At 40.7% G+C, this 26,163-nt stretch carries 24 protein-coding genes; 16 read left to right on the top strand and 8 right to left on the bottom strand.

Going from position 1 to position 26,163, the window contains the following annotated elements; genetic code table 11:
• The first annotated feature begins 749 nt into the window (after positions 1 to 749).
• Together DESACI_RS17190 and DESACI_RS17185 are read left to right on the top strand one after the other, a co-directional pair.
• A complete protein-coding gene (locus DESACI_RS17190; protein WP_014828473.1) occupies positions 750 to 2,198 on the top strand; it encodes an MFS transporter in 1,449 nt (482 codons plus the stop codon).
• A gap of 15 nt (positions 2,199 to 2,213) precedes the next feature.
• Positions 2,214 to 2,747, top strand: a complete 534-nt coding sequence (locus DESACI_RS17185; protein ID WP_014828472.1) for a universal stress protein — start codon at positions 2,214 to 2,216, stop codon at positions 2,745 to 2,747.
• A gap of 240 nt (positions 2,748 to 2,987) precedes the next feature.
• Here the strand turns inward: DESACI_RS17185 and DESACI_RS17180 are convergent, their stop codons facing one another.
• Complete coding sequence (locus DESACI_RS17180; RefSeq protein WP_014828471.1) at positions 2,988 to 3,629, bottom strand: response regulator; 642 nt, start codon at positions 3,627 to 3,629, stop codon at positions 2,988 to 2,990.
• Positions 3,607 to 5,085: a sensor histidine kinase gene (locus DESACI_RS23170; RefSeq protein WP_014828470.1), complete on the bottom strand. Its 1,479-nt coding sequence runs from the start codon at positions 5,083 to 5,085 to the stop codon at positions 3,607 to 3,609. The genes DESACI_RS17180 and DESACI_RS23170 overlap by 23 nt, the downstream gene beginning before the upstream one ends.
• Before the next feature lie 526 nt (positions 5,086 to 5,611).
• On the opposite strand from DESACI_RS23170, the gene DESACI_RS17170 reads away from it, so the two are divergent.
• The 11 genes from DESACI_RS17170 to DESACI_RS17125 all read left to right on the top strand — a co-directional run bounded on the left by DESACI_RS17170 (position 5,612) and on the right by DESACI_RS17125 (position 18,187).
• The gene (locus DESACI_RS17170; protein ID WP_014828469.1) at positions 5,612 to 7,192 is read left to right on the top strand and encodes an APC family permease; all 1,581 of its coding nucleotides are present in this window, start codon (positions 5,612 to 5,614) and stop codon (positions 7,190 to 7,192) included.
• 507 nt (positions 7,193 to 7,699) lie between these two features.
• Positions 7,700 to 8,545, top strand: coding sequence for an undecaprenyl-diphosphate phosphatase (locus DESACI_RS17165; RefSeq protein ID WP_242833079.1), 846 nt, complete (start codon positions 7,700 to 7,702; stop codon positions 8,543 to 8,545).
• A gap of 206 nt (positions 8,546 to 8,751) precedes the next feature.
• Positions 8,752 to 9,411, top strand: coding sequence for a TetR/AcrR family transcriptional regulator (locus DESACI_RS17160; protein WP_014828467.1), 660 nt, complete (start codon positions 8,752 to 8,754; stop codon positions 9,409 to 9,411).
• 6 nt (positions 9,412 to 9,417) lie between these two features.
• Entirely contained in the window at positions 9,418 to 10,485 is a 1,068-nt protein-coding gene (locus DESACI_RS17155) for an HlyD family secretion protein (protein ID WP_041276592.1), read from the top strand.
• Between the two features lie 2 nt (positions 10,486 to 10,487).
• The gene (locus tag DESACI_RS17150; RefSeq protein ID WP_014828465.1) at positions 10,488 to 11,195 is read left to right on the top strand and encodes an ATP-binding cassette domain-containing protein; all 708 of its coding nucleotides are present in this window, start codon (positions 10,488 to 10,490) and stop codon (positions 11,193 to 11,195) included.
• A complete protein-coding gene (locus DESACI_RS17145; RefSeq protein WP_014828464.1) occupies positions 11,188 to 12,354 on the top strand; it encodes an ABC transporter permease in 1,167 nt (388 codons plus the stop codon). Before DESACI_RS17150 ends, DESACI_RS17145 begins: the two co-directional genes overlap by 8 nt.
• Positions 12,351 to 13,559, top strand: a complete 1,209-nt coding sequence (locus DESACI_RS17140) for an ABC transporter permease (RefSeq protein ID WP_014828463.1) — start codon at positions 12,351 to 12,353, stop codon at positions 13,557 to 13,559. Before DESACI_RS17145 ends, DESACI_RS17140 begins: the two co-directional genes overlap by 4 nt.
• Positions 13,560 to 13,855: 296 nt before the next feature.
• Complete coding sequence (locus DESACI_RS17135) at positions 13,856 to 15,301, top strand: MFS transporter (RefSeq protein WP_014828462.1); 1,446 nt, start codon at positions 13,856 to 13,858, stop codon at positions 15,299 to 15,301.
• 31 nt (positions 15,302 to 15,332) lie between these two features.
• Positions 15,333 to 15,470 carry a hypothetical protein gene (locus tag DESACI_RS24995; RefSeq protein WP_207643900.1) on the top strand — a complete coding sequence of 46 codons (138 nt, stop codon included), beginning with the start codon at positions 15,333 to 15,335 and terminating at the stop codon, positions 15,468 to 15,470.
• Positions 15,471 to 15,576: 106 nt separating this feature from the next.
• Positions 15,577 to 16,779: an iron-containing alcohol dehydrogenase gene (locus DESACI_RS17130; protein WP_014828461.1), complete on the top strand. Its 1,203-nt coding sequence runs from the start codon at positions 15,577 to 15,579 to the stop codon at positions 16,777 to 16,779.
• Between the two features lie 37 nt (positions 16,780 to 16,816).
• A complete protein-coding gene (locus DESACI_RS17125) occupies positions 16,817 to 18,187 on the top strand; it encodes an aldehyde dehydrogenase (RefSeq protein ID WP_014828460.1) in 1,371 nt (456 codons plus the stop codon).
• A 149-nt stretch (positions 18,188 to 18,336) separates the two neighbouring features.
• On the opposite strand, the gene DESACI_RS17120 is transcribed toward DESACI_RS17125, so the two are convergent.
• Together DESACI_RS17120 and DESACI_RS17115 are read right to left on the bottom strand one after the other, a co-directional pair.
• Positions 18,337 to 18,612, bottom strand: a complete 276-nt coding sequence (locus DESACI_RS17120; RefSeq protein ID WP_014828459.1) for a hypothetical protein — start codon at positions 18,610 to 18,612, stop codon at positions 18,337 to 18,339.
• Positions 18,613 to 18,867: 255 nt separating this feature from the next.
• Complete coding sequence (locus tag DESACI_RS17115) at positions 18,868 to 19,083, bottom strand: hypothetical protein (RefSeq protein WP_014828458.1); 216 nt, start codon at positions 19,081 to 19,083, stop codon at positions 18,868 to 18,870.
• Between the two features lie 430 nt (positions 19,084 to 19,513).
• On the opposite strand from DESACI_RS17115, the gene DESACI_RS17110 reads away from it, so the two are divergent.
• Positions 19,514 to 19,792, top strand: coding sequence for a hypothetical protein (locus tag DESACI_RS17110; RefSeq protein ID WP_014828457.1), 279 nt, complete (start codon positions 19,514 to 19,516; stop codon positions 19,790 to 19,792).
• Between the two features lie 179 nt (positions 19,793 to 19,971).
• On the opposite strand, the gene DESACI_RS17105 is transcribed toward DESACI_RS17110, so the two are convergent.
• The gene (locus tag DESACI_RS17105) at positions 19,972 to 20,970 is read right to left on the bottom strand and encodes a G1 family glutamic endopeptidase (protein WP_014828456.1); all 999 of its coding nucleotides are present in this window, start codon (positions 20,968 to 20,970) and stop codon (positions 19,972 to 19,974) included.
• Positions 20,971 to 21,341: 371 nt separating this feature from the next.
• On the opposite strand from DESACI_RS17105, the gene DESACI_RS17100 reads away from it, so the two are divergent.
• The gene (locus DESACI_RS17100; protein WP_014828455.1) at positions 21,342 to 21,974 is read left to right on the top strand and encodes a YajG family lipoprotein; all 633 of its coding nucleotides are present in this window, start codon (positions 21,342 to 21,344) and stop codon (positions 21,972 to 21,974) included.
• Between the two features lie 214 nt (positions 21,975 to 22,188).
• Complete coding sequence (locus tag DESACI_RS17095) at positions 22,189 to 23,118, top strand: polysaccharide deacetylase family protein (protein WP_014828454.1); 930 nt, start codon at positions 22,189 to 22,191, stop codon at positions 23,116 to 23,118.
• 231 nt (positions 23,119 to 23,349) lie between these two features.
• Here DESACI_RS17095 and DESACI_RS17090 read toward each other — a convergent pair whose 3' ends face one another.
• The 3 genes from DESACI_RS17090 to DESACI_RS17080 all read right to left on the bottom strand — a co-directional run bounded on the left by DESACI_RS17090 (position 23,350) and on the right by DESACI_RS17080 (position 26,136).
• On the bottom strand, positions 23,350 to 23,724 hold the full coding sequence (locus DESACI_RS17090) for a MerR family transcriptional regulator (protein WP_014828453.1): 375 nt from the start codon (positions 23,722 to 23,724) through the stop codon (positions 23,350 to 23,352).
• A gap of 19 nt (positions 23,725 to 23,743) precedes the next feature.
• On the bottom strand, positions 23,744 to 24,850 hold the full coding sequence (locus DESACI_RS17085) for a DUF362 domain-containing protein (protein ID WP_014828452.1): 1,107 nt from the start codon (positions 24,848 to 24,850) through the stop codon (positions 23,744 to 23,746).
• A gap of 347 nt (positions 24,851 to 25,197) precedes the next feature.
• Positions 25,198 to 26,136 (bottom strand): ribonuclease Z, encoded by a 939-nt coding sequence (locus tag DESACI_RS17080; protein WP_014828451.1) that lies wholly within the window; start codon positions 26,134 to 26,136, stop codon positions 25,198 to 25,200.
• Between the last annotated feature and the right edge of the window lie 27 nt (positions 26,137 to 26,163).

Below are 26,163 nucleotides of genomic sequence, written 5' to 3'. Positions count from 1 at the left end.
CTCTGTAGTAAAAATATAAATTCTTTGTCGAAACCATAAAAAATCATTATCAACAGATTCCTGATGGAGTCCTTTAAATGATTTGTCTTAATCCTATTTGAGTGATGCGATAAGCCAAGGAAAATCTAATCTGATTGCGTAGAGGATCAAAAAATAACCGAGATTGTTAAAGAGGAAATTCTTTACCTAGGTATTAACCTAGTTTTACAAGCGATATTACCTATTTGCTCTGTATAATTTTGTTGTTTGGATTAGTTAACTAGGTATAAATATTAATTTTCAGAGAGAAGACCGAATGTAGAATAGATATTTAATATTACCTTAAATATAAATAATTGATAAAATATTTACAAATAATTTAGATTTTAATTGGGACTTTTTCATAGTTGGCATTTTATAATTAATAAAATTACTATTTGCATACCGCATTACAATAACTAGGTAAAATACTTGTTTAATCACTAGGTAAAACACAGTATTAAATAATAAAATTTGACATTATTGATCTGTTTATTCAATAATGTAATTGCGACTATATTGACTTAATTATAACTCGATGTTAATCTCGAATTGTGAGTGGAATCACTAATTAAACACTAAGATTTAACCAAAATATTTAAATTATTTTTTTGAGGGTGTCCTTACCAAGTGATTATCAGGATTTTATTGTAAGGGAAGGAGGTTGATATATAGAACATCCCGTTATATTAGATAAATGAATATTATTCTTTACTTTGAGGAGGATTTATATGGGAGAAAGTATTCCGTTTCACAAGAGAAATGGATATCATTGGTTTGTGGTAGGTACTGTCTGCATAGGTGCATTTATGGCGGCTCTTGATGCTAGTATTATCAATGTTGCTATGCCTACGTTAAGTAAAGGCTTTTCAGTCGGAATGAATACGGTGGAATGGGTTTCTATTGCCTATCTACTTACTTTAACCTCACTATTAACGTTACTAGGTAGTTTATCTGACAGAATAGGGCGAAAACTATTTTATACTGTGGGGTTTGCAATTTTTGGGTTAGGCTCAGGACTATGCGGCATAGCACCCACCATAGCAATTCTGGTAGGTGCAAGAGTACTACAAGCTTTAGGCGCTGCCATGCTTCAGGCTAACTCTATTGCTATCATTACTTCTGCGGTTCCCGCAACGAGCAGGGGCAAAGCAATTGGGATTCAAGGCTCTGCTCAAGCAATAGGATTGTCTATCGGACCAACAGTTGGCGGATTATTGATCGCTAATTTTGGCTGGCGCTTAATCTTTGATGTTAATATTCCTGTAGCAATAATCGGTACGCTCCTTGCTACATTAATTTTGCCCAGGGATATGCCCAATCCTCATACAAATCGATTTGACTATTTAGGGGCTATACTTTTTACCCCTTCTCTTATTCTCTTGGTGCTCATTTTCAAAGACGGTTACAAAATAGGCTGGACTTCCTCTCAGATTATTATCGAGTTTATCGGAGTAATTATCTTTTTAGCGCTCTTTGTCTGGCGTGAAAAGAAATGTACTAATCCTATGATTGATTTAAGATTACTCAAAATTAAGGCATTTACCAGTGGAAATATTTCAGGATTACTTTCATATTCATTGATGTTTGGAGTTCTTTTTCTGATGCCTTTCTATTTGGATTGGATTATGAAGCTCAACTCGTTATATACCGGGCTGATGCTGACAGTGGTTTCGTTAGCAATGTTTGTTATGTCTCCAATGTCCGGGGCTATTGCAGATCGAATTGGTACTAGAATATTAACGAGCTGTGGGATGGCGATTGCCACTTTGGGTTCATTAGTATTAATTACACTTTCCCAAAGGTCTTCAATCGTTATTGACCTAGTTGGGTTGGCTATGGTGGGATTAGGAATGGGAATGTTTACTCCTCCGAATAATAGTTCGGTGATGGGAAGTGCACCGCCGGAACATATTGGCGTCGCGGGGGGGATATTAAACATGTCCAGGTCATTGGGTATGAGCTTGGGAGTGGCTATCGCAGGTACTCTTTATAATAGTGATTTTAATAGTTTTCATCTAATCAAACATACTCTTAACGGGGCACGTATTCTTGCCTTTCATGTAGGGTTTGAGGGTATGGCTCTGCTCGGAATAACCGCCACTTTGATATGTGTTTTCATCTATAATCGTTCAATGCCCAATAAGCTTGATACAAGTGAATACGTCTCATTTCATTAGAAAGGGGTATGGGACATGACAGATGACAGATTTAATGTGCTGCTTTATGTTGGTGGATCTGAACATTCCTTTTCAGCAGCTGTATATGCAGCGACACTTTTAAAACGCCTTCCTAATATTCATCTTACCGTGGTACAGGTTCAAGAAAGTACGGAAGGTTTGTTGGGTTCAGATAACTACCAATGGACTGATATTTGGCCGCTCACTCCTAATGCCGTATGGATGAAGAAGATTTTAAACGAAGCGGATCATGAAACCCAAAAAGAGTATCAGGACATTTTAGATAGAACCAATGAGATATTTTCTCAAAAGGGACTAAATGTTAAACATGAAATTTTGGCAGCACATAACAATATTCTCGACGTTGCTGAAGCCATTATCGATTATGCAGCCAAAAATTCCTTTAAGTTAATTATTATGGGGACCCGTGGACTTTCGGATATCAAAGGATTGGTCTTCGGCAGTTTCGCCCATACGATGCTCAACCGTTCGCCCATTCCTGTCTTATTAATCAAAAAGTTGCCTCAAGAGTTTATTGATAATCTATAATTAGTAATTTTTTGTTTCGATATAGTTACCTTATCATTAAAATATGAGGAGTTTTGAAAAGTCAGTGAATAATTTCTTAGATATTCACTGACTTTAATTCGTCGAACCAGCTATTTATTAGGAAGCAATAAAAACGATGACAATTACATCTCGTGCTGCCCATCGTTATTGTAAGAGATGGATAGTTTGAATCTTTATTGTCAACGCTGCCAGGAACTACAAGCGGCTTAAGCAGATGGCTCACTCAACAAACCCATGCCGTAAAGCATATTGAGCTAGAGCTACCCTGCCCTTGATACCTAATTTCTTCATGATTCTGGCGCAGTGAAAATCCACCGTTTTGGGGCTGATTTTCAGAAGTTCGGCGATCTGCCGGTTGCTGTATCCACGCGCCAACATGACAAGGATCTCGCGTTCTCTCTCTGATAACTGTATAGAGTTTGTCTCCGTACTCTTCTTTCCATCCAGGCAATAATCTGCCAAAATCGTTGAAGTTACGTTGGAATCAAGAAATGATTTCCCCTGATGGACAGCACGAATAGCCATAACCAGTTCATCTGCAGCGGCCCGCTTCAAAACATATCCCTTAGCCCCAATTTTAAGAGCCGGCTGAATATATTCTTTATTTTCATGTTGTGTAAGCAGGATGATTTTAGTTGAGGGTGCAGTCTCAATAATTTGCCTGGCGGAGCTCAGTCCATCAACACCCGGCATGGCAATATCCATCAGGACTACCTCCGGCTGAAGTTCACGGACGAGTGCCAGAGCTTTTGCTCCGTCCTCGGCCTCTCCAACCACTTTGAAGTCTGGTTGCATTTCCAAAAGAACCTTGATACCCGCCCGAAAAATTGTATGATCATCAACCAAGAGGAGTTGAATCAAAGCTATTGTCCTCCTTTGAATGTTCTGTCTGAGTCAATTCTATGGTAACAGTCACGACAGTTCCATTTCCTATCTGTGAACTGATTTCAATGATGCCACCGAATAGACCTGCCCTTTCGCGCATGCCTAAAAGGCCAAGGTGAACCTCTTCATCCGTCGTATTCCATAGTTCATTGCTAATAAATCCTCGCCCATCATCTTTGACCTGCATCGTTAAATAATTGTCTTTTTCGGTTAAAATTAATACAACTTTAGAGGCTTGAGCATGCTTAAAGATATTGCTGATGGCTTCTTGACCTATGCGAAAGAGGGTCGTTTCGATTTCAGCTGAGAAGCGGTGAGTGATTCCCTCCGCCTGCAGATCGAACCCTATCCCTCTGGTTCCTAGGCGCGATTCTGCATACCAGCGCAGGGCCGGGACCAAGCCAAGATCATCAAGGATGGTCGGTCGCAAATCATAGACTATATTGTGTAATTCTTTGACAATTTGTCCGGCCATATTGCGAAGTTGCCCCAAAAAATCTATGCCTTTATTTTGGTCTTTAGGTATGATTTCTTCCGCCGTCTTTAAACCAATGGTGATGGCAGCCAGAGACTGAGTCGTTTCATCGTGCAGCTCTCTGGCAATCCGTTTTCGCTCCTCTTCTTGAGCGGAAATAACCTTAAGCCAGAGTTTGCCTAAAAGTTCTTCCCTCTCACCCAGTTTTTGCGAGAGGAGAGACAGATCTTGATTGCGTCGCTGCAGGGCTTGAATATTCTCCTTAAGATGAGTGGTCATCCTATTAAAGCTGCGAGCTAAGTTTCCTACCTCATCCCGGCTGTTCAGCAGAATTTCACCATCCAGATTTCCTTCACCGATCTGCACTGCCTGCAAGGTCAATGTTTCCAAAGGGCCGGTGATCAAACGACTTAAAATAAGAGCCGCAAGGCTGCCGATGATAATACCCAAGACTGTCATTAAAGCAATTACCCAGGAGATTTTTGACAGTGGAAGGAGTAAGGCGCTCTCGCTTAAACCGATATGCAATTCAATACCATCAAACCCACTGACAAGGGGTACCCCCGTATCTCTTACTAGATTGCCATTCATACTCAGCAGTTTAGTGACGGAGGAACTGCCCTTCGGAAGAGGATCAGCCTGCACTAACCCTGCTGGAAAGCCTTGCTGAAATGTATCTACGACTGTAGCATCGTCTCGGTTTAGAATATAGGCATACACCAGGTAATGATTGCTGTTCAGTTGATTTTCTAAAACACTTTTCACCGTTAATAGTTTACCATCTAGATATTGGTTTGCAACATTACTGACAGTGGTCTCCGCTAAAACAACTCCGTTTTGTTCAATACTTCCGCGTATGGTATTTTTTACAACACCATTGATGGCAACAATCGTTACTAAACCCATAACTGCTACGATACCAGATGTCATATAAATTATTTTACGGCTAAGCCGCATTTGGGATACCTCCTCCAATTACTTTTTCTTTAATTGCTCAGAAGGAACGGTCTTTTTGCATCGTTATTTTTCCTTCTTTTCCTATTTTAAGGATACAGTCAATTTTTCATTATAAGACTTTATTATTAAGCAATTTTATCATGGTATCTTGTAATTCTTCGGGTTGAGCCGTATTTCCTGCAAGTGAGATATTATCTATCGCTTGCACTAAATAAATGAACCTTAAGTGGTGACTAACCCTATGATTTGAGTAAGAGTTTTAAGCAAAAATGCAAATATCCAAAATGTATGTATAATATACAACATCAATAATTCTTTTGTATAACAATAAAAAAATGAAATTGCGAACAAATTTCCTTTTGTCAATGCATGTCATATAATAAGTGATGCCGGTGAATAAACTCTATATATTAGTAAAATAATAATAATTCCTGATTTTATCAGTCTATTATTATTTTCAAGAATCTTCAAACTAGAGAAGGAGGTGGATTACTTTGTTCTAATGAACATTAGGACAAAGTAGAGCATGAAGCAAGGACTTAAAAGGGATCTTGGTTTGCTTGATTTGACGATGATGGGTTTAGGGGCCATCATCGGTTCCGGGTGGCTTTATGCGGCACAAAAGGCAGGTAATCTTGCCGGTCCGGCAGCAATTTTTGCCTGGCTGGGCGGCGGTGTTGCTGTTATGTTTATTGCCTTGGTGTATGCTGAGCTGGGCGCAATGCTTCCCGAATCCGGAGGACTCGTACGTTTTTCTCAATATTCCCATGGAAGTTTCGTTAGTTACATGATGGCTTTTGCACTTATACTTGCCGATTCTACGGTCATCGCCATTGAGGCTGAAGCGGTTGTCCAGTATGCTAGTTACTATATCCCATCTCTCTATAATAATTCTGCCGGTGTTATGACAGCGGGGGGCTGGTTACTGGCAGTCTGCTTAATCGTAATTTTCTTCTTTCTCAATTACCTCAGTGCTAAGGCTTTTGCCAAGAGCAATACAATTATTACGGCTTTGAAATTTTTAACACCTGCTTTAACAGTGATTGTTCTTTTGACTCAGTTTCACAGCGGAAATATGGCAACAGGTGGCTTCGCTCCTTTTGGTGTGCCTGGTGTCTTTGCTGCTATTTCTTCTGGGGGAATTATTTTCTCATATTTTGGCTTCCGCCAAGCAGTCGTTATGGCCGGAGAAGCCAAAAATCCCCAGCGAGATGTTCCCTTGGCGATTGGCTTAGCCATCGGTTTGGGTATTATCCTCTACATTTTGCTCCAAACAGTGTTTATTGGCGCCTTGCCGGGCAGTGAACTGGCGAAAGGCTGGGGGCATATTAATTTCCGTTCTCCTTTTGCCGAGTTGGCGATATTGCTTAACTTTAATTGGCTGGCTGCTATTCTCTTTGCAGATGCGGTCATCTCTCCGGCCGGAACAGGAAATATTTATATGGGAACCACCTCACGTCTGATCATGGCCCAGTCGGAAAATGGTTTCTGGTGGAAGGTCTTCAAGAAAGTCCATGCTAAATCGGGGGTTCCCAGACCTGCTCTTTGGCTAACTCTGGTGCTGGCGGTTGTTTGGACGGCACCTTTCCCTTCATGGGGAAAGCTCGTTGGAGTTGTTTCCGGAGCAGTTGTATTTACTTATATGATAGGCCCCATCAGCCTCGTAGCTTTGCGACGCACTGCCCCCGGACTGCACCGCCCCTTTGTTCTTAAAGGCTTGAATGTGGTAGCAGGAATTGCGTTTATTGTCAGCACTCTGATTATCTATTGGAGCGGCTGGTCTACTGATTCCATTGTGATGCTGGCCAATCTCTTCGGGCTTGTACTTTTTGCCAGTTTTCTGGTCATTCGCCCCGATCTGCGGAAGGACATCGGTAAGCATATTAAAGCCGGGATCTGGCTTGTGGTATACATGTTGTTTATGATTGCCATCAGCTATTTCGGGAGTTCAAAATTCGGAGGCAAGGACTTCCTCAAGTATCCGATGGATCAGCTTGTCGCAATCATTGGAGGTATTATTTTCTACCTCTGGGGAACTGCCAGCGCGTTTGTTACGGATGAGATAGTCGATGTTGTTAAGGAGCAAGAAAAGGAAAGAGCATCCTAAACACTTGTATTATTAACTCCAGCTCAGGTTTTATTTAATAGAAGAAAACAATCGGAACTCTAGAAAACCTTGAATATTACAGCAGCCTTCTGTCGTAAGAGTGAAACTTCGACAGAAGGCTTTCCAATGTCAGGGAAAGGAGGGCGTTGTCTAATAGGTGCACTTTATTATCGGCGGCAACATCAAAGCTTGGTGACTATTAAGGCCATATGATTAAATATTTTTACGGGTTTTTACATGGATTTAATACTACCTTAATAAGAATGTTTTATAATTAAAGCAACCTTTAATATAATAATCAAATCGGATTTTTTGTTAATCTATTAATAATATTTTTAATTTTGCCTATCTAGGTGCAAGTACGATTAGTCAAAGGAGATAGAAGCGTGATGGCTACATTAGCTCCTAACCTTCTCTGATCGAGAGCTAAACTTATTTATCTTCCAATATTTTTAAGCCATTTTCATGGGAAAAGTGGTAAGATAGAGCTGTTACATAGTTTAGTAAATGACCAAAATGTTAAAAATGATGGAGGGGTTAATACAGGTGAGTCTAATTATTAAAGCAATCATTTTAGGTATTGTTGAAGGGATTACCGAATTTTTGCCAGTTTCCTCGACCGGCCATTTAATTATCGTTAATGAATTTATTAACTTTACCGGAAATTTTGCAAAAATGTTTGATGTGATTATCCAACTTGGAGCTATTCTTTCTGTGGTTGTGTATTTTTGGCACAAGCTTTTTCCTTTTGGAAAACATAAATCCAGACTGGAAAAGGCTGAAATTTGGGACATCTGGAAGAAGACGATTGTTGGAGTACTGCCCGCTTTGTTTATTGGAGCAATCTTCGGAAAGCGCATTGAAGACAAATTATTTACGCCCATAGTTGTTGCCTTAGCCTTACTTATTGGCGGTATCATCTTAATTATCATAGAAAGCAAAAACAAAGGCGGAAAAATAAATTCTATAAAACAATTAAGCTTTAAGACAGCCTTGAGCATTGGTTTTATTCAGTGTTTAGCTATGATACCTGGGACTTCAAGATCCGCAGCGACGATTATTGGAGCGATGCTTCTGGGTTCTACGAGACTAGTTGCTGCAGAATTCTCTTTTTTCCTTGCTATTCCCACAATGGTTGCGGCATCAGGATACTCACTTTTAAAAATCGGTTTTGGGCTGACTTCAAATGAGATGTTACTGCTGGCAATTGGTTTTGTGGTCTCGTTTATCGTGGCCTTATTTGTTATCTCAGGTTTTATGAACTATATTTCTAAGAGGGATTTCAAATTATTTGGATATTACCGGATCATATTAGGAATTCTTGTCTTAGTATATTTTAGCTTTTTGAAATAATATAGTATAATTTCTTTTCGCGAAAATTAAAACTAACAGCGCCGGAGTGTAAGCTCCGGCGTTTTACTGTCTTGGATAGGCTGAATATCTCGTACAAAAACGCAAAAATACCATAAAGTTCCTTGACGTATACTTTTGGAACTATTAGAATACTTTTATGGGAAAGTAACTAACTAGTTACATACTTATTAATTGGGGGACACCTTATGGATAACAGAGAAAAAGATTTTAAGAAAATCGATGGGCGAGGACAACGTTCTGAAGAAAGCAGAGGACGGATTTTAAGTTCAGCTACGAGGATTTTCGCAGAGAAGGGGCTTGATGGCGCACGAATCGATGAAATTGCAGAGGATGCGGGAATAAACAAACGAATGCTCTATCATTATTATGGCAGCAAGGAAGACCTATATGTAGAAGTACTACGTTATAACTATGAAAAAATCTATACCTTAAGCAAAAATGCCTTTAACTTAGGAGATGATCCTAAAGAAAATGTTACGAGGGCAGTTCGTGCTTACTTTTACTTTTTGGCTCAGAATGAAGACTTTGTGCGGCTTACCAGCTGGGAAGCACTTAATAGGGGCAGGTTTGCCAAGAAGGTAATTCCTCAATTCTTCGATCTTGTTGAATTAGAGTTTGTTGACATTATTAAGAACGGAATTAAGCGAAATTTTATTAGGCCGGATACGGATATTCGTCAAGTGATTGTAAGTGTGCAGGCTTTGTGTCTTGCTTATTTTAATAGACGCGAGATCGTTCAGCCTCTTTGGCAAGAAGATTTGCTTTCTGAAGAAATGCTGGAAGTAAGACTGCAGCATATATTGGCCCTAATTTTTGACGGAATTTTTAGTCATAAGGAGGAATAGAGAATGATGGATGCATTAGAGAAAATTAATTACAAGAAACTGGGCATTTTTATTTTGTTCATGGGGATTATTGGGGGAAGTTTGTTCATTTTTAACCAATACTTCTACAAACATCAAGTTGCTTTGGCTGATGAGCAACAGAGCCTGACCGCGACGGGCACAATTGAAGCGACAGATGTCATGGCTTCGTTTAAAGTTCCGGGCAAATTGGCAAAAACCTTGGTGGATGAGGGGAGTCAAGTAAAAGCAGGACAGGAAATAGCGTCCTTGGAAAGCGAGGAAATCGGTTCTGATGTTGTGACTGCCCAAGGGGCTTATAGCGCTGCTCTGCAGGATTCTCAAAGAGCTGCTGATGCAGTTCCTTTGACAAAGCAGCAGGTTGACAGCACCATCGCTCAGACTCAAGCTAAAGTAGCCCAAGCAGAAATAGGTGTTAAAGATGCTAAACAATCCTATGACCGGGTTACAGAGCTGTTTAAAGGAGGAGCTGTTCCGCAGAAGACAATGGATGATGCAACCAATGCCTATGATTTGGCAAAAAGCAAGCTTCAGGAAGCTCAAGCCGCTCTTCAACAGGCGTTGTCTGCTCAGAGTAATGTAACAATCGCCCAGGCGCAATATGAGGCAGCTCAGGGCGTGGTTAAACAAGCGAGCGGAGCGGTAGATAAAGCGTCAGCCTATCTTAGCGACACTCATTTGCTGTCTCCGTTGACAGGCTATATTACAAAGAAATACCTTCAGGCTGGTGAAATGTTAAATGCCGGTACTCCTGTTTATGAAATTGCTGATTTAGCGAATCCTTATGTTAATGTTTATATTAGTGAAACTAAAATCGGACGTGTTCATTTAAACCAGGAGGCTGAAGTTACTGTGGATGCCTATCCGAACCGAGTCTTCAAGGGAAAAGTTGTTCTCGTCAATGGAGCCGGAGAATTTGCAGTAAAAAAAGCCATTAATGACCAGTACGAGCATGACATTCAGAGTTTTGAAGTTAAGATTGCTTTGCCAAATCAGGATTTAGCCTTGAAGACAGGAATGACGGCAAAGGTTAAGATCGTAGAGGGGGCTAAGTGAGTATGGGGCCAGTAATTAAGGTGGATAATCTGGTGCAGAAAATTGGCCGTAAACCCCTTTTGCAAGGAATCACTTTTGAAGTTATGGCCGGAGAGTGTTTGGGCATTTTTGGCACTCGGGGAGCAGGGAAGACATCGTTAATTCATAGTTTAGCGGGAGTTGATCGTTTTTCCTCCGGCCGGATTGAAATCCATGGACATAATATAAAGAAGACAGAGAAATTCAAACGCGAGACAGGGCTTGTGACTCAAAAGAATAGTTTATTTCAGGATATGACGGTCGTCGAAAATCTAGATTTTATTGCTGCTCTAAAAAAGGCATCAAAAGCCAATGTACTTGAAATGATTGAACGATTTAATCTCAAGGAATTTCTCTCTAAACCGGTGGCAGTTTTAGATATAGGTGTTCTGCAGAGGCTTTCTTTGGCCTGCGCACTGCTTAACCGGCCGAAATTACTGCTTGTGGATGAACTTATAAAAGATATCGATTTATATTCCCGCAATCTTATCTTGAAAGAGATGGAACAATTTTTAGCAACAGGCGGGACTTGTGTGAGTGCAATTAGTACTTTGACAAATTGTGATTATATAAACAAAGTCGCCTGGTTAGAGGGCGGAACTATAACCCTCTATGATTTGCCAGAAGCCCAAGCGGAATGGGAGAGGCAGGAAGAATATTACGCAGAACAGAGTGGTCGCTGCCATGCTTAAACAATGTCGTGCAGTTTTAGAGCGTGAACTCTTTTATATGTGGCGGGACAAGAGTTTGCGTTATATTTTGCTTGTGGGTCCTTTGCTGGGTATGCTGCTTTTTGCGGGTGTTTATAGCTATCAACGAATAGGTAATATCCCCACGGGGATCGTCGATCTGGATAACAGCCAGGCCAGCAGGCAAGTTGTAAGCGAACTGAAAAATACTCAAAATTTACAGGTGGCAGCCTATTATGACAGTTATGCTCAACTGGAGGAGTCCATTAAAAGGGGAGAGGTTATTGTCGGGGTTGTCATACCCGAAAACTTTGGCAAAAATATTGCCTTGCATCGCCAAACCAAGGTGGCAGTATTTATTGACGGTATGAATATGGCCTATGCTACTAATGCCTCAAGCGCCGTTTTGACGGTGACAAGAACTTATGGGGCCCAAGTGGGAATTCAAACTCTAATTGCCCAGGGAATTCAGGCCAATCAAGCCCAGGAGGCCTATCAGTCCATCGCTTTTCCGGAAGAAGCATGGTTCAACTCTACTTTGAATTACGCTTATTTCACAGTATTAGGTTTTGCCTTAAATGTCTGGCAGCAATGTTTGACCCTCGCTGCCTGTATGACCATCATCGGTGAGAATGGTTTAAGCAGCTGGCTTCAAATTAAAGCTTCCGGGATATCGTCACCAGTACTCTTTTTCTGCAAATCAGTGGTTCACATTGCAGTTTTTATGCTGATTGTTTTGCCTCTGTATTTCTTGGCCTTTGTGGTCTTCAAGCTTCCTTTGGCCTGTGGATGGTTGAACTTATTGTCTTTCACCTTGATTTTTGCCATTGCCTTGCATAGTCTGGGCACGATGATGTCGAGTATTTCCCGAAATGCCGTGAATGCCACTCGCTATGGGATGATTATTGCTTTACCTGCTTTCGTTATTTCGGGTTTTACCTGGCCGCTCGAAGCCATGCCGCAGTGGTTTCAGCATGCAGCTTGGTTCCTTCCTCAAACCTGGTTTTTTCAGGGAATCAATTATTTGACCTTTAAGAATCCGGGTTGGGGATTTATGAGTCATTACTATTTGGTTTTGGGTTTGATGGCTGTTCTTTTTTATAGCGCAGCGGCTTTGCGCCTTATGGCTGAGGACTTCTTACCTAAGGGGGAGATGATGTGAAGCAGATTCTAAACATTGCTTACTATGAAATGAGGCATATTTTAAAGGAGCGGGTTCTTTTCTTAATGATCTTTCTCGTACCGCTTCTCTACGCCTCGTTATTCGGTATCGTCTACGTTTCAGGTATTCTGCAGCATGTTCCTCTTGGGATTGTTGACCTTGATCATTCTAAGGAAAGCCGTGCTGTCGTTTCTGCCTTTGAAAATACTCCGAGTTTCAAAGTCGTGCCGGAAGTGAATACTTATGCGGCTTTGGAAAAAGGTATGAAAACTGGTTTGGTTCGAGCGGGTGTTGTGATTCCTGAAGATTATTCTCAGAAATTATCCCAGCATCAACTCACCCAGATTTTGACCATTTATGATGGATCTAATCTTATCTATGGATTCAATATTCGCAAGTATTTTCAACAAGTGCTCAATACCTTCAGCGCTGATCATACTGCAGCTTATCTCAGTGGTTTAGGCATGACGAAGCAGGAGATCACGAACGTTATGGATACGGTGTCCTACAGCATGGAGATTTGGTACAATCCGACCTTAAGTTATGCCACCTTTATCTATATGGGCTTAGCTCTGATGATTTTCCAGCAGATCGGTTTGCTTGGCATTGGTTTGACGGTGACTCGGGAGAAAGAACAGAATACTTGGGTTCAGTATCTTAGTGCTGCCGTTTCAGCATGGAAGATTTTTATAGGAAAAGCGCTGCCCTATTTTATTGTTAACTTTTTCAACTATGGCTTAGTCATGTGGGTTGCCGTGCGTTTTGTTAATGTGAAGATCGAAGGTTCGGTAGCCCTGATTGTTCTCTTGGGCTTGCTTTTTGACATTATTGTCGTCTCGGCAGGTTTTGTTGTTTCCGTTTATGTTCCCAACTCCTTATTGGCAACGAGATATCTGATGTTAATTTCTGTTCCCATTTTTGTAAGTTCGGGATATTCCTGGCCCAGTACTCATATACCAAAGATTATCAATGAATTAGTTCGTCTTATGCCCTACCCTTGGATGGCTGAAGGGTTTCGTTTGGTTACCATTAAAAATTTAAGCGTATCATATATAATAGATAAGATTATGGTCCTTATTGTTATGGCAGTCATAAGCTTATTTTTCGCCTTGACCTTCTCTAAGAGAAGGAAACCCCCTGTCCGAAGCGGTTTGGCCGTAAATGGTACGATAACTTATCCTGATAAGTCTTCCTTTAGTTCGTAATTTTGAGTTATAAAAAATTACCGTACTCTATTTCATGACTTTGAAGTACTTTTACTCTTTGAGCAAAGGGTAGAGGTACTTTTATTTTAACTTAGATTAGATAAGTCTGCGGGACTCACATTGATTCATAGTGGATATTTTTTTGCAAGACAAAAAGGTTATGCGTTTGTAAACATACCTTTTTAGTGTATTATAAACTATAGTAACTATAAAAAGACGCTGTGAGTTTGGTTCACCGTTAAAGACTGAGAAATTGGGTAATCTAACTTCAGATGAAGTAAGGAAGGGGTTTTAGCTTGACAACGACAACCATAAGAGAACATCCGAATATTCGATGGTTTATCCTCCTGACTGTATCAGTTGGTACCTTTATGTCCACGCTTGATTCAAGTATCGTAAATGTTGCTTTACCGACAATTTCAACTGCTTTAAAAACAGATCTTCAAACATTACAATGGGTTGTAACAGGTTATCTACTGACGATTTCCAGTCTTCTGCCAATTTTCGGACGGTTAGCAGACTTACTTGGGCGTAAACGAATTTTTTCAATGGGTTTTATCCTTTTTACAATCGGTTCGGCTCTTTGCGGCCTTTCAAGCAACGTTTTTATGCTAATAGGCTTTCGTGTCTTTCAAGCTCTTGGGGCATCAATGCTCATGGCCAACTCCCAAGCTATTATTGTCGCAGCTTTTTCGACAAGTGAACGGGGACGAGCCCTCGGATTAACAGGGACGACTGTCGCTCTTGGTTCATTAACCGGTCCGGCTATAGGCGGTTTAATCGTAGGTTTAATTGGTTGGGAATATATCTTCTACATAAATGTTCCTATTGGTATTATCGGATTTATTGTTTCACAAATTATATTGCCTGACGATAAACCGGTTAAGGATCGTGAACCTTTCGATTTCTCAGGCGCCCTTCTCTTTTCTCTAGGGATGGTCGCTCTTCTTTTTGCGATCAACAATGGCGAAGATTATGGATGGTCTTCGGTTCCCATCCTTTTAGGAATTGCAGCGGGCCTTATTCTCCTCATTTCATTCTTTGTGATCGAGCAAAAAGTTAAAGTTCCAATGATTAATCTTTCTCTGTATAAAATTAAGCCATTTGCCATTGGAAATATATCCGGTTTTCTCTCGTTTGTGGCAACATTTTGTAATACTATGCTAATGCCTTTTGTTCTTCAGCACTCTTTCAATTGGACTCCGGAAAAAATCGGGCTTTTGATGGCCACCTATCCAGTGGTCATGGCAATCATTGCTCCGACAAGCGGCTATCTCTCCGATAAAATCGGACCGGTTTTTCTAACGACCGGTGGTCTTCTCATTAACGGCTTAGGCTTATTCTTCCTGGCAACGCTTCAGATCAGTTCCCCATTTTGGTATATTATGATTGGCACGATTCTCATGGGGCTCGGTTCAGGGATGTTTCAGTCACCCAATAACAGCAGTGTTATGGGTGCTGTTCCCAAGCATATGCTGGGCACTGCCGGGGGACTCAATGCTTTGGTGCGTAATGTAGGCATGGTGGTAGGTACAACCCTGGCCGTTTCGGTTTTTGATGCACGCCAAAATAGAATATTGGCTGGGATGACAAAACCAACAATGACTCAGCAAATCGGTGCATCCCTTTCCGCGTATCATACCGTGATGATTATTGGGGGCGTGATTTCGCTCACTGCGGCGTTTCTCTCAATGAGCCGCAAGGGCTATCTTTCAAGTGATCTCAATAAAGCTCATACCTAACGTCCGAGATCATTTACTTTTAACATGATAAATGGTAAATATTGCTAAACCTTCTATTGAAGGGTTCAACAGAGCCGGAACATACACTAAGCGTTCCGGCTTTGTTATACTGCAAAGGCTTTGGATTGTCTATGATGTGAGACGATTGGATTGGAGTTCCGAAGAATAGAAAAAATTGAGAGGAATAAGCATAGTACCAGATACATTATTTTATCTAACTGCATTTTAATATCCCATGACATTGCCTTAATACTCTACTAAAAGGAGGTTGTGGAATGTACAAATTATACTGTAGACTTTACCAATATGTATTTAAAGGAGCTTCCTTGCTTCTGCCTTGGCGGGAACCGCAGTTGCTGGAGGGGAAAAACAGTCTGAACAAGCTTCCCCATATAATAAAAAATCAAGGCATTGAATGTCTCTTAATTGTTACCGACCGGATGATCGCCTCCCTTGGACTTATGGATGGATTTTTAAAAGGTTTGAGTGAGGAGGGGGTAGCTTATATCATCTATAAGGAAACTGTGCCTAATCCAACCATTGATAACATTGAGGAAGCTCTGCAGCTCTATCACTCTAACCATTGCCAGGGGATTGTCGCCTTTGGAGGCGGTTCTTCTATGGATTGTGCCAAAGGGGTAGGAGCTCGTGCAGCAAGGCCTGATAAGATCATTCCCGAAATGAAGGGCCTCTTTAAGGTTAGGAGGAAAATTCCTCCGCTTTTTGCTATACCGACAACATCCGGTACAGGAAGCGAAACCACTATAGCCGCAGTAATAACTGATTCCAGAACTCATGAAAAGTATGCTATCAATGATATGGCGCTGATTCCGCAGACTGCGGTACTGGATCCTTTGCTTACGATTAATTTACCGCCGCATATTACGTCAACGACCGGGATGGATGCTCTGACTCATGCTGTTGAGGCTTACATTGGGAAAAGCAACACCAAGAGGACAAAACATTACAGCAGAGAAGCGGTTTCCTTAATTTTTGAGAACCTATTTCAAGCCTATACCGATGGACAAAATATAGCTGCGCGGGAGAACATGCAGAGGGCTTCATATTTAGCCGGCTTGGCCTTTACTCGTGCTTATGTTGGCAATGTCCATGCGATAGCTCATACACTCGGCGGATTTTACTCGACTCCCCACGGATTAGCAAATGCGGTTGTCTTGCCTTATGTTTTGGAGTATTATGGTAAAAATGTATATAAACCTTTGGCGGAGTTGGCCGATTTAGTTAATCTAAACATCCGTCAAGAGGACAGCAACAAAACTAAGGCTGCTGTCTTTATTGAAACCATTAAAACTCTTAATAAGAATATGGGGATCCCCAGTAAAGTAGATTGTATTGTTGAGAAGGATATTCCGTTAATGGTTGGACGCGCCTTGGCAGAAAGCAACCCGCTTTATCCTGTGCCGAAGATTATGACGAAAGAGGATATGACGAAAATTTATTATTTAATTAAAGAGTAACACCGATATCGAAGGAGAGAGGGGAGGAGTTGAAACCATGAGCATTAAGGAGATCTTAAGTAACCAAAGGAAGTATTTTAATACCGGTCAGACCTTTGCTCTCGATTTCCGTTTAAATGCCTTAAAGACTTTAAAGAAGTCGATACGTGGACATGAGAAGGAAATTTTGAATGCCTTAAAAAGTGACCTGAATAAACCGGCGTTTGAAGCATATGCCACCGAAATCGGGACAGTCTTAGAAGAATTGAATTACGCACTTAAGCATCTGCCACGTTGGCTTAGGCCTAAAAGAGCTGGGACACCCATTCTGCATTTTAAGTCATCTTGCTATACAATTTCCGAACCCTATGGCATTGCTTTGATTATGTCGCCATGGAACTATCCGTTCTATCTGACCCTGGCACCTTTGATCGGTTCCATAGCTGGAGGGAACTGTTCAGTCGTCAAGCCTTCCGCCTATTCGCCGGCGACTTCATCGATAATTGCTCAAATTTTAGGAGAATGTTTTGAGTCGGGGTTTGTTTCGGTGATTGAAGGTGGGAGAGATGCCAATCAGGCGTTGCTCGATGAAACGTTTAATTATATTTTTTTTACCGGCGGGATTTCTGTCGGAAAAACTGTGATGGCTGCGGCTTCCAGAAACCTCACCCCAGTTACCCTGGAACTGGGAGGGAAGAGCCCGTGCATCGTTGATCGAGAGGTAAATATTGATCTTGCTGCCCGTAGAATTGTATGGGGGAAATTTCTAAATGCCGGCCAGACCTGTGTCGCTCCTGATTATCTCTTGGTTCACAGTCAAGTAAAAAAGCAGCTTATCGCAGGCATTCGGGACTATATATTAAAATTCTATGGAAAAACTCCTTGCGAAAACGAAGAATTTCCCAAGATTATTAATGATAAACACTTTAAACGAATTAAAGGATATCTGGATCACGGGGAGGTTATTATTGGAGGACATTATAATGAACAACGTCTGCGAATGGCCCCAACGGTAATTGATCACATAAGTTGGGATGATCCGATTATGCAAGAAGAAATATTTGGACCCATATTACCAATCCTGGAGTACTCGGATATTTCGGAAGTTATTCAATTAGTAAATGCTCGTCCTAAACCCCTTGCTTTGTATTTGTTTACCACAAACAAGGAAGTGGAAAGAAAAATTATTGGACGCATATCTTTCGGCGGAGGGTGTATTAATGATACGATCGTCCACTTAGCGACCTCTGAAATGCCTTTTGGAGGAGTGGGGGAAAGTGGAATGGGCAGCTATCATGGGAAATGGAGCTTTCATACGTTTACCCATACCAAAAGCATTCTTAAGAAGTCCAATCTGATTGATATTAAACTGAGATACCCACCTTATGGGAATAAACTAAGTCTTCTCAAAAAGTTATTTAGAGAATAAAATAAAACCCAAAGCAGATCCAATAGACAAAGGCGTATCATTTCACTAGAGTGAACTGACAACGCCTTTAATGATTAGGAAACAAAGTGGGTATACAATGAGAGGTCAACAAGCTCTGGTACTGCAACTTTTATCAGGAGACTGTTCTTTTAGGAATCAAGAAGTTGTTCAACGATAGATCTTCCTAAAGGGGTGAGTATTTGCCCTCTTCCTTTGCATTCCTTACAGACAAAGAAGATGGGTTCATCGAGTTCTTCCAACGTTGTTGTATCTTTAACGTCTACTAATCCATGACCGTTTAAAACTTCAAAGGCATTAATACAGTTACTGTGCGCTGCCCAAAGTGGGTACCAGTCTGGGTTAACAGTTTTTCCGAGTCCGCTGCATTCGGGGCATTGTTCTTTTAGAGCATCAAGGTTAATCATAGTCAACCTCCTCTCTATTAATATCTTTAATATCATTATACTAAAAAATATCATAAGTAGATATAATTCCAGCATTAATATTTTTGATACCGCTGATCCAAATAGTGAGGGATTCGAGAATAAAAAGTATAAGAGTTAGATCGGATTTATAGAGTAAGCTTAACCGAAAGGTTTGGTTTATAATTAAATTTCAAGATTATTGTTGGTGTTCTTATGAAAAAAATACACTCGGATTAGGTGATTTAGCTTAGTATTTTATAGCCAAGGTATTTTATCCATGTAATCTCCTCGAAGAATGGGCAAGAGTTTAGATTTTAGCGGCTCCTGTACATCTTTTAGTTTAAGATTATCAATATTCAAGATTTCAATTGTGTCCAATTTTAACTGGTCTGCTAGTTCTTTTGCAGTTAGGTTTTGATTTTTACGTAATTCCTTAATGGTTAGTTTCATTAATTTGCCTCCAAAGAACATGACCATTCCTCCGTTTACAATGAATTCTCTGATCTATATTCTGATTCCCAGGTTTCCGAATTTGATTGCTTGAACTAGACCGAAGCCTTAGGCTTATATCTTTTGCAGAGATAATTCAATAAAATAAATATCCTTCTATTTAAATTATTTAAATGGAAGGAATATTAAGGAAAAACGTAGAAGATAATCTATTAAGCTATATCCACATTCCTGCCCTATATTATAGCACGTAAATACAGCTATTTTTGATAAGAGGCAAAGATTGAAAGTGGGGATTGCATAAAGTGGTTTTATCATGGACTATCATGCTGCGACTGGGCTAAAGCCACTCGTTTCCTGATGCAGAGACTATCGATATAGTCTTCTGCATTCCGCATATCCGGATAAAACCTTTGCCTACGGCAAACACTTTATGCAGGGAGAAGAAAAAATGAACGAAGAAGTTGCGATCATTGAAGGTGTGTTCGACCTCCTTTTACCCGAAGTGCCGTCATCTCGACATAGGTGGGGAAGAAAGGTATGGCTTCGTGACATTGAAGTTGGTTCTAAGGGAAAATTAATATTTTTGGAAGATGGAGTCTTCACTGTCACCAGTCTCAGTCGGATAAAAAGTATTAAAAGAACCTCTGAACAATTAGAAATCTACACTAACAGCAGTATCTATAAATTAAGGCTTTTGCCCGGCGAACCCGAGAGTCAGTTCGAATAGAACTCGACGTTGCAGCCTGCCGGGATATTAAAGATACTGCAAGTACAATAAAAACCAGGCAATTAAGCCTGGTTTTAACTGCTTCAATAAATATAACGTTTGCTTGTTCTGCAAGAAGGGCTAATACGTACGAAGACAGTGTCTTCGTTCTCTTGCTTAAGTGTCAACAATCTAGTGGACTAGAATTCCCAAGTCCAGGTAAAATTGTCACCTTGAGATCCTTGAATAATCGAAACATGTATCCAGCTTGAAGGATACTGTGGGCCTCTGCTTTGACGATATCTTGAGGTAGTTCCTGTATTAGTATTCGAACTTATGACATTCGTTGCGAATGATTTTTCATCGGATCCTATTTCTGAAGGGGCAATCAATACATTTCCGGTTTTTGAGACAAGGGCTAAAGGCTGTACATTGCCAATAGAATCAAAAGGCTGTCCGTTGACCGTCGCCGCTTGGTAGGATACTGATCCCATATTTGCCAAAGGATACAATTGACCATTTTGATTAGAAGGATCCTCACTAATCCATTCTGCAGAAGTTCCGATTCCTTGGGCGTAATCTGAATCTAGGGTTACTGGGGGAATTGTCTGAGCCGGAGATTGGCCGTTAACAGTAAAGGTCAAATTCCAGGTTGAACTTGAGTCTGCCGATGGAGAGATGCTTGCATTGATGGTTGAGCCAATCGGAACAGTCATTACATTTTGCGCAGTAGAAGGCAACTGTTCCCAAAATATTTTAGCAACGGGTTGTCCGTTTTCTATTTCTTCAACTGTCCCCATTTGTAACAAATCGTTCGAGGAAACCCCGCCTAAACCGATCCACTGTGCTGCGACAGCATCATCTTGACTCGCACTTATGTTTGGTACTGTCCAGGTACCGGAAACACTTGTATAGCTTTTACCGGCATCAGGAGTATTAATATATCCTGCCCAATTATTGGAGCCTTGTGTATTGGCGGGAAGGTTGGCAACGGCATTGGAACTTTGCGTTTGCGGTTGTTGGTATTCCGGCATGGGTAAATGTTTATGCCTAAAATTCCTGGACATAACGAGATTGGCAGCTAGCTGCTTATTAGCTGGGAGAACTTGTGTCCCATTGACGAGAGAGCAGGTTCCCAATACAACAAATACAGCTAGAGCAATCATTTGAGTCTTCTTTTTAATGGTTATAATTTTCATATTTGGCACTCCCCTCTAGCTTTAGATAACAGAAGTATTGAAACATTGCTTTCTTTAGTTTTCTATTTCTTTGAAAGTTATTTAGCTGGTCACCCCCAAAAGAATAAGGTAAAGAATCTGAGTGTAATATTCTCTGCGAATGCCCGGAATCCTTTCGATTAAATCAATGTTCACAGTTTCTTAAGACAATGTTCACAATAGCTCTCCTCTTTGTAACCGTTTTTGTAAGGGCTGTTGCTATTTGTTCCGCTTTGAGAGAAAATATAATAGAAAAAGAAGTGCCGGCAGGGTTCACATGACGATTATTTGCAGTCCTAATAGTTACTTCAGCAGGGTATATAAGCTAATTCATACTAAGAGAGGTGAATCAGGTGAAACTTATAAAAATTCTTGTTTCGTTAATGGTAATTTTCGCACTTATAGGATGCGGTAGTGCTAAGCCTAAAACATCAACGGCAACCTCCCCTAAAACGAATACTCAACCTCAATCATCTAGTTCGCAAACTCCTGCTTCACAGGGACAAACTGCAGCGGCCGATTCAACACAACTCACTGCGGTTTCATTTAAGTGGATAGGCATAGATAAAGACCAGTTGAGTCCAAGTGACTTAAAAACTGATGGGAAGCCAGACGGGCATTTTCACTTAACGGTCCCGTTTAATCAATCAGTGGCTGTAAAGTCTATATGGATTCGGTATTCTGAATTTGGAAAGTCCTTCAAATGGGGATGGGTATATAATAAAAACCTTTCGGTAGACGGATATATGATGGCAGTATTTGATAAGCTTGGCAAACAAATATTGCCTCAGGCCGATTATGGCTATCGTGTTGATGGTTTAACAGATTTCGATTTATATATTTCGGAACTTAATAATGAAAATGGCCGGGATACTTTTAAGTTTGAAAAAAACCAGACGTTTAATGTAGAACTAGATTATGTAACACAAGATAACCAGGAAAAACAATATACCGGCTCAGTTACGTTAACTGATTTTAAAAGTTAATTTACAACGAATTGTTATTTCTTACTTAAAGAGGTCCTCACGCCTAGGCGTTTTGAGGACCTCTTTTCAATAAAAATAGAGAAGGTAATTAGTTAATCATGTCGAATTAAATATGAGGGAGATATGTAGAATTTCACTGGGTATGGAGTATACTATATAAATTTAATGGGTTCGCAATGGGTTGCAGCTTTTATGAACTAAGGATGTGCAAAGTATGAAGAGAAAGAAAGCATTGGTAGCTACTATACTGACCGTTTTCACCGGAATAGTTCTAGGAGTTATTTTTGGGATGATGTTTTTGAATTATAATAATGCAGCAACGAAAGCTTCTGATGCATCCGCAGGAAAACCTAATGTTCCACCGACAAAAACGGAAACAATGATTAGCCCCTCTGCTGCAAATACTCCTGGATCTGAGTCTTCATCTACATCCTCATCCTCATCATCGCCGGCTCAAAGCTCGCCGATTGAGCAGGAAAAAAGCAGTTCGCCAACCCAAGCTCAAACAACGGCAGCCCATTTGAACGGACCGGTTTCTGATGTTATCTGGTCACTTCCAACAACAGCTTCGGCAGTGTTCATTACTATTGACGACGGGTGGTATCCCGATGAATCCGTGTTGAAGATCATGCACGCGCAGCATATACCCATATCTACTTTTTTAATTGAAGATGCAGCCATGAAGCATCCTGATTTTTGGCGATCCTATGTTGCTGCAGGAGGAGACATCGAGAATCATACAGTGTCTCATCCTGATTTGACGAAAGATACTCCAGAGGAAGTGTTAAGTCAAATCAAAACAGCAGAGAATTATTTAAACTCATTTTCGGGGGCAACACTCTTTCGTCCTCCCTACGGGAAGTATAATCAAACGGTTTGTCAAGCAGCTTATCAAGCGGGAATAAAGCATGTAATCATGTGGAATGCGACGATGGATGAAAGTGGTTTGCAGACATATAATGGAAAACCTCTCGCTCCGGGGAGCATTATTCTGTTACATTGGGATCCAAAGTTGGGTTCACAATTAGAGAAACTTCTGGCTATTTTAGAAAAACAACATTTAGGGGTCGCTTCACTTCCATATGCCTTAAATCATCCCAATAAATTCCCCATAGTTTGGCCAACTGCCGAAGCGGTAAATTAAAGATTTCTGGAAATTCTAACAGGATAAATTATAAAGAAAACTTAGCTGTCGTTCGAAGATACTGTCTTCGCACGAATTAATTCTTTTCAGTATTTAACCGAAGGTTATACTTTCCGATAGTATAAGAAAAGCTTCCTATCTGCTCTGAAATTCTCATGAGCAAGTAGGAAGCTTTTGCAACTCATTAAACGTACCCCCAATATGATTTGCTGTGTCTCTAAAGCCATAAAACTATTTCTCTGAGGAAATATTACAGCTAGTATCGTAACACTTAAGTTTTTGATCGATTGTTTTAAGGTTCTCCCTTAAATCATCCATCTTTTTTAAGACTTCTTGGCGGTGGGCAAGAAACATTTGTCGTCTGATTTCTAAAGTTTCATCCCCTATGAGACACCATTCAATATATTGTTTAATTTGCTTAATGGGCATTCCGGTATTTTTTAAACAACAAATTAATTTTAACCAATCAAGGTCACTGTCCGAGAATTCTCTGTTTCCTGCTTTGCTGCGATCGACAAAGGGCAGCAGTCCTTCTTTATCATAATAGCGAATGGTGTGGGCAGTAAGATCAAATTTTTCAGCTACCTGGCTGATGGTATATCCCATTCGGAAGTCTCCTCCAACGTTAGATTGTGATCAATTCATAGTCCTTACTACCTAAACCCATTTTTACTGCATGATCTATTCCTACTTTCCAATCGGTGGTCGGATTGACATCGGTAAAATGATCCTTATGATTTTTTAGGCTTTTTTCCAGCAGGCTTCCTGCCATGACCGGCTGACCGTTTACCGCATCGGCGCAAGCGACGTCCAAGGCAATGGGATCAAAGGAAGCAAACATGCCAACATTCGGGACAATGGGAATGTCGTTTTCGGCGTGACAGTCGCAGAACGGAGATACATCAATAACCAAACTAATGTGAAAGTGAGGTCGTTCATGCAGCACAGCCCATGTGTATTCGGCCATTTTTTTATTTAAGATGTCATTGGATTCATCCCAGGCAGGGACAATAGCCCCAGTTGGGCAAACTCCAATACAACGGCCGCAGCCAACGCATTTATCGTGATTGATCGAAGCTTTACGGTCTGTTATGGTGATGGCGCTATGGGCACAAATTTTAGTACACATGCCGCAGCCGACACACTGTTCTTGGGAAACTTGGGGCTTGCCGCTGCTGTGCATTTCCATCTTTCCTGCACGGGACCCGCAGCCCATGCCGATATTCTTTATCGCTCCGCCAAAACCGGTAAGCTCATGCCCTTTGAAATGGTTTAAAGAAATTATGATATCGGCATCCATAACAGCCTGACCGATTTTTGCTTCTTTAACGTACTCGCCGCCCTCAACAGGAACTAAAGCTTCGTCCGTCCCTTTTAATCCATCGCCGATGAGGATGTGACAGCCGGTGGAAAAAGGGGAATATCCATTGACATAAGCGGACTCTAAATGGTCAAGTGCGTTTTTTCTGCCTCCTACGTATAATGTATTACAATCTGTTAGAAATGGCTTGCCACCCAGGTCTTTAACGATATCTGCGATAGTTTTAGCGTAATTTGGGCGTAAATACGCCAGATTGCCAGGCTCGCCAAAATGAATTTTGATGGCGACGAACTTTTTATCAAAGTCAATCCCTTGAATCCCTGCTGTTTTAACTAGGCGGCTTAATTTCTGCGGCAAATTTTCGTTCATTGTTGTGTGCATGTTGGTAAAATAGACTTTTGATTTTTCCATATCATGATACCTCCAAAATCTAAAGTATGTTGCTTTATAAAAACACTGGTTTAGTTTAATGAAACTCCGTTCTTATCAATGAGCTGTAAAAGAGTTCATAGAGATAGGAGCATAATTACCTTAATAGGATAAACCTTAGAGTACACTTTAAGTCAAGGGGAAACTTAGCAAAAAGTATGCAAAAAGTATTGTTGCAATTTTAGCAAACTGGATCTTTTAATTTCTTCATGATTTACGTATAATTCTTCGCCTTATCAGATTTTCTACGTTATCCCCAGCTAAGATCCTTCTTCTATAAGTAAGTTCTATCAGTAAGGGTTTCTTTTATTAGCTTGAGCTGAACGAGTTCACTTCCCGAAATCGGCTTCGGTGTCAGTGTCATTAAACTTTATAGTTTTGCTTTGCAGATCCTTGCCGGCAATGGTCTTTTGAAAAATTGCTCGTACCCCCTCGATATGGACTTCCGGGTCCTTTAAAGAGGGGCTATAGTGAGTAAGCCAGAGTTCGTTCACGTTTCCTCTTTTAGCCAGCAAGGCAGCTTCAGAAAACGTCATGTGTTTATTTTGTCTTGCCTTTTCTAATTCGTCATTTTTGCCGTACATTCCTTCACAGATAAATAGATCAGCTCCAGAGATAAATTCTTCTAAATCTTCTGTTGGTCGCGTATCGGTACAATAGCAAACTTTGATTCCTTTTCTTAAAGGCCCCAGAACCATGTCCGGGCGAATTGTCTTATTTTCCAAAGTTACCGAAATCCCTCGCTGAAGGTCCTTCCAATATTGAATAGGAATATTGAGTCCCTTGGCGCGTCCGGCATTAAATCTCCTGTTCCTAGGCAGTTCAAAAGAATAGGCTAGGCAGGGCAAGGAATGATCTGCCGGTAAGCTGTTGATATTGATATTATGCAGAGATGTACTGTCGCCATTAATATCCGACAACTCAATTAATTCTAATTCATAAGGCAGCTGGGGTGAAATAACCGTTAACCCATCAACCACTTGTTTTAGACCAGGCGGTCCTATCAAGGTTAAAACTTCTACTTTTCCCGAATTAGCAATTGTCAAAAGTAAGCCGGGCAAACCGGCTATATGGTCTGCATGATAATGAGTCAATAGAATGGCTTCAATGGCTTTAAAACCCCAGGCAGCCATTCTTAACGGGATTTGAGTTCCTTCGCCACAATCTACAAGGATCATTTTCCCGTTACATTTTATTAAAAGAGATGACAGCCATCTGCCGGGAATCGGCATCATGCCGCCTGTTCCTAATAAACAGACATCAAACATTATGTTCTCTCCCACAGTAACATTTAG

The sequence above is a fragment of the Desulfosporosinus acidiphilus SJ4 genome (assembly GCF_000255115.2).
Classification (GTDB): Bacteria; Bacillota; Desulfitobacteriia; order Desulfitobacteriales; family Desulfitobacteriaceae; genus Desulfosporosinus; species Desulfosporosinus acidiphilus.
Note: the sequence above shows the minus strand (reverse complement) of the source record. Positions and strands in the feature narration are given on the sequence as shown.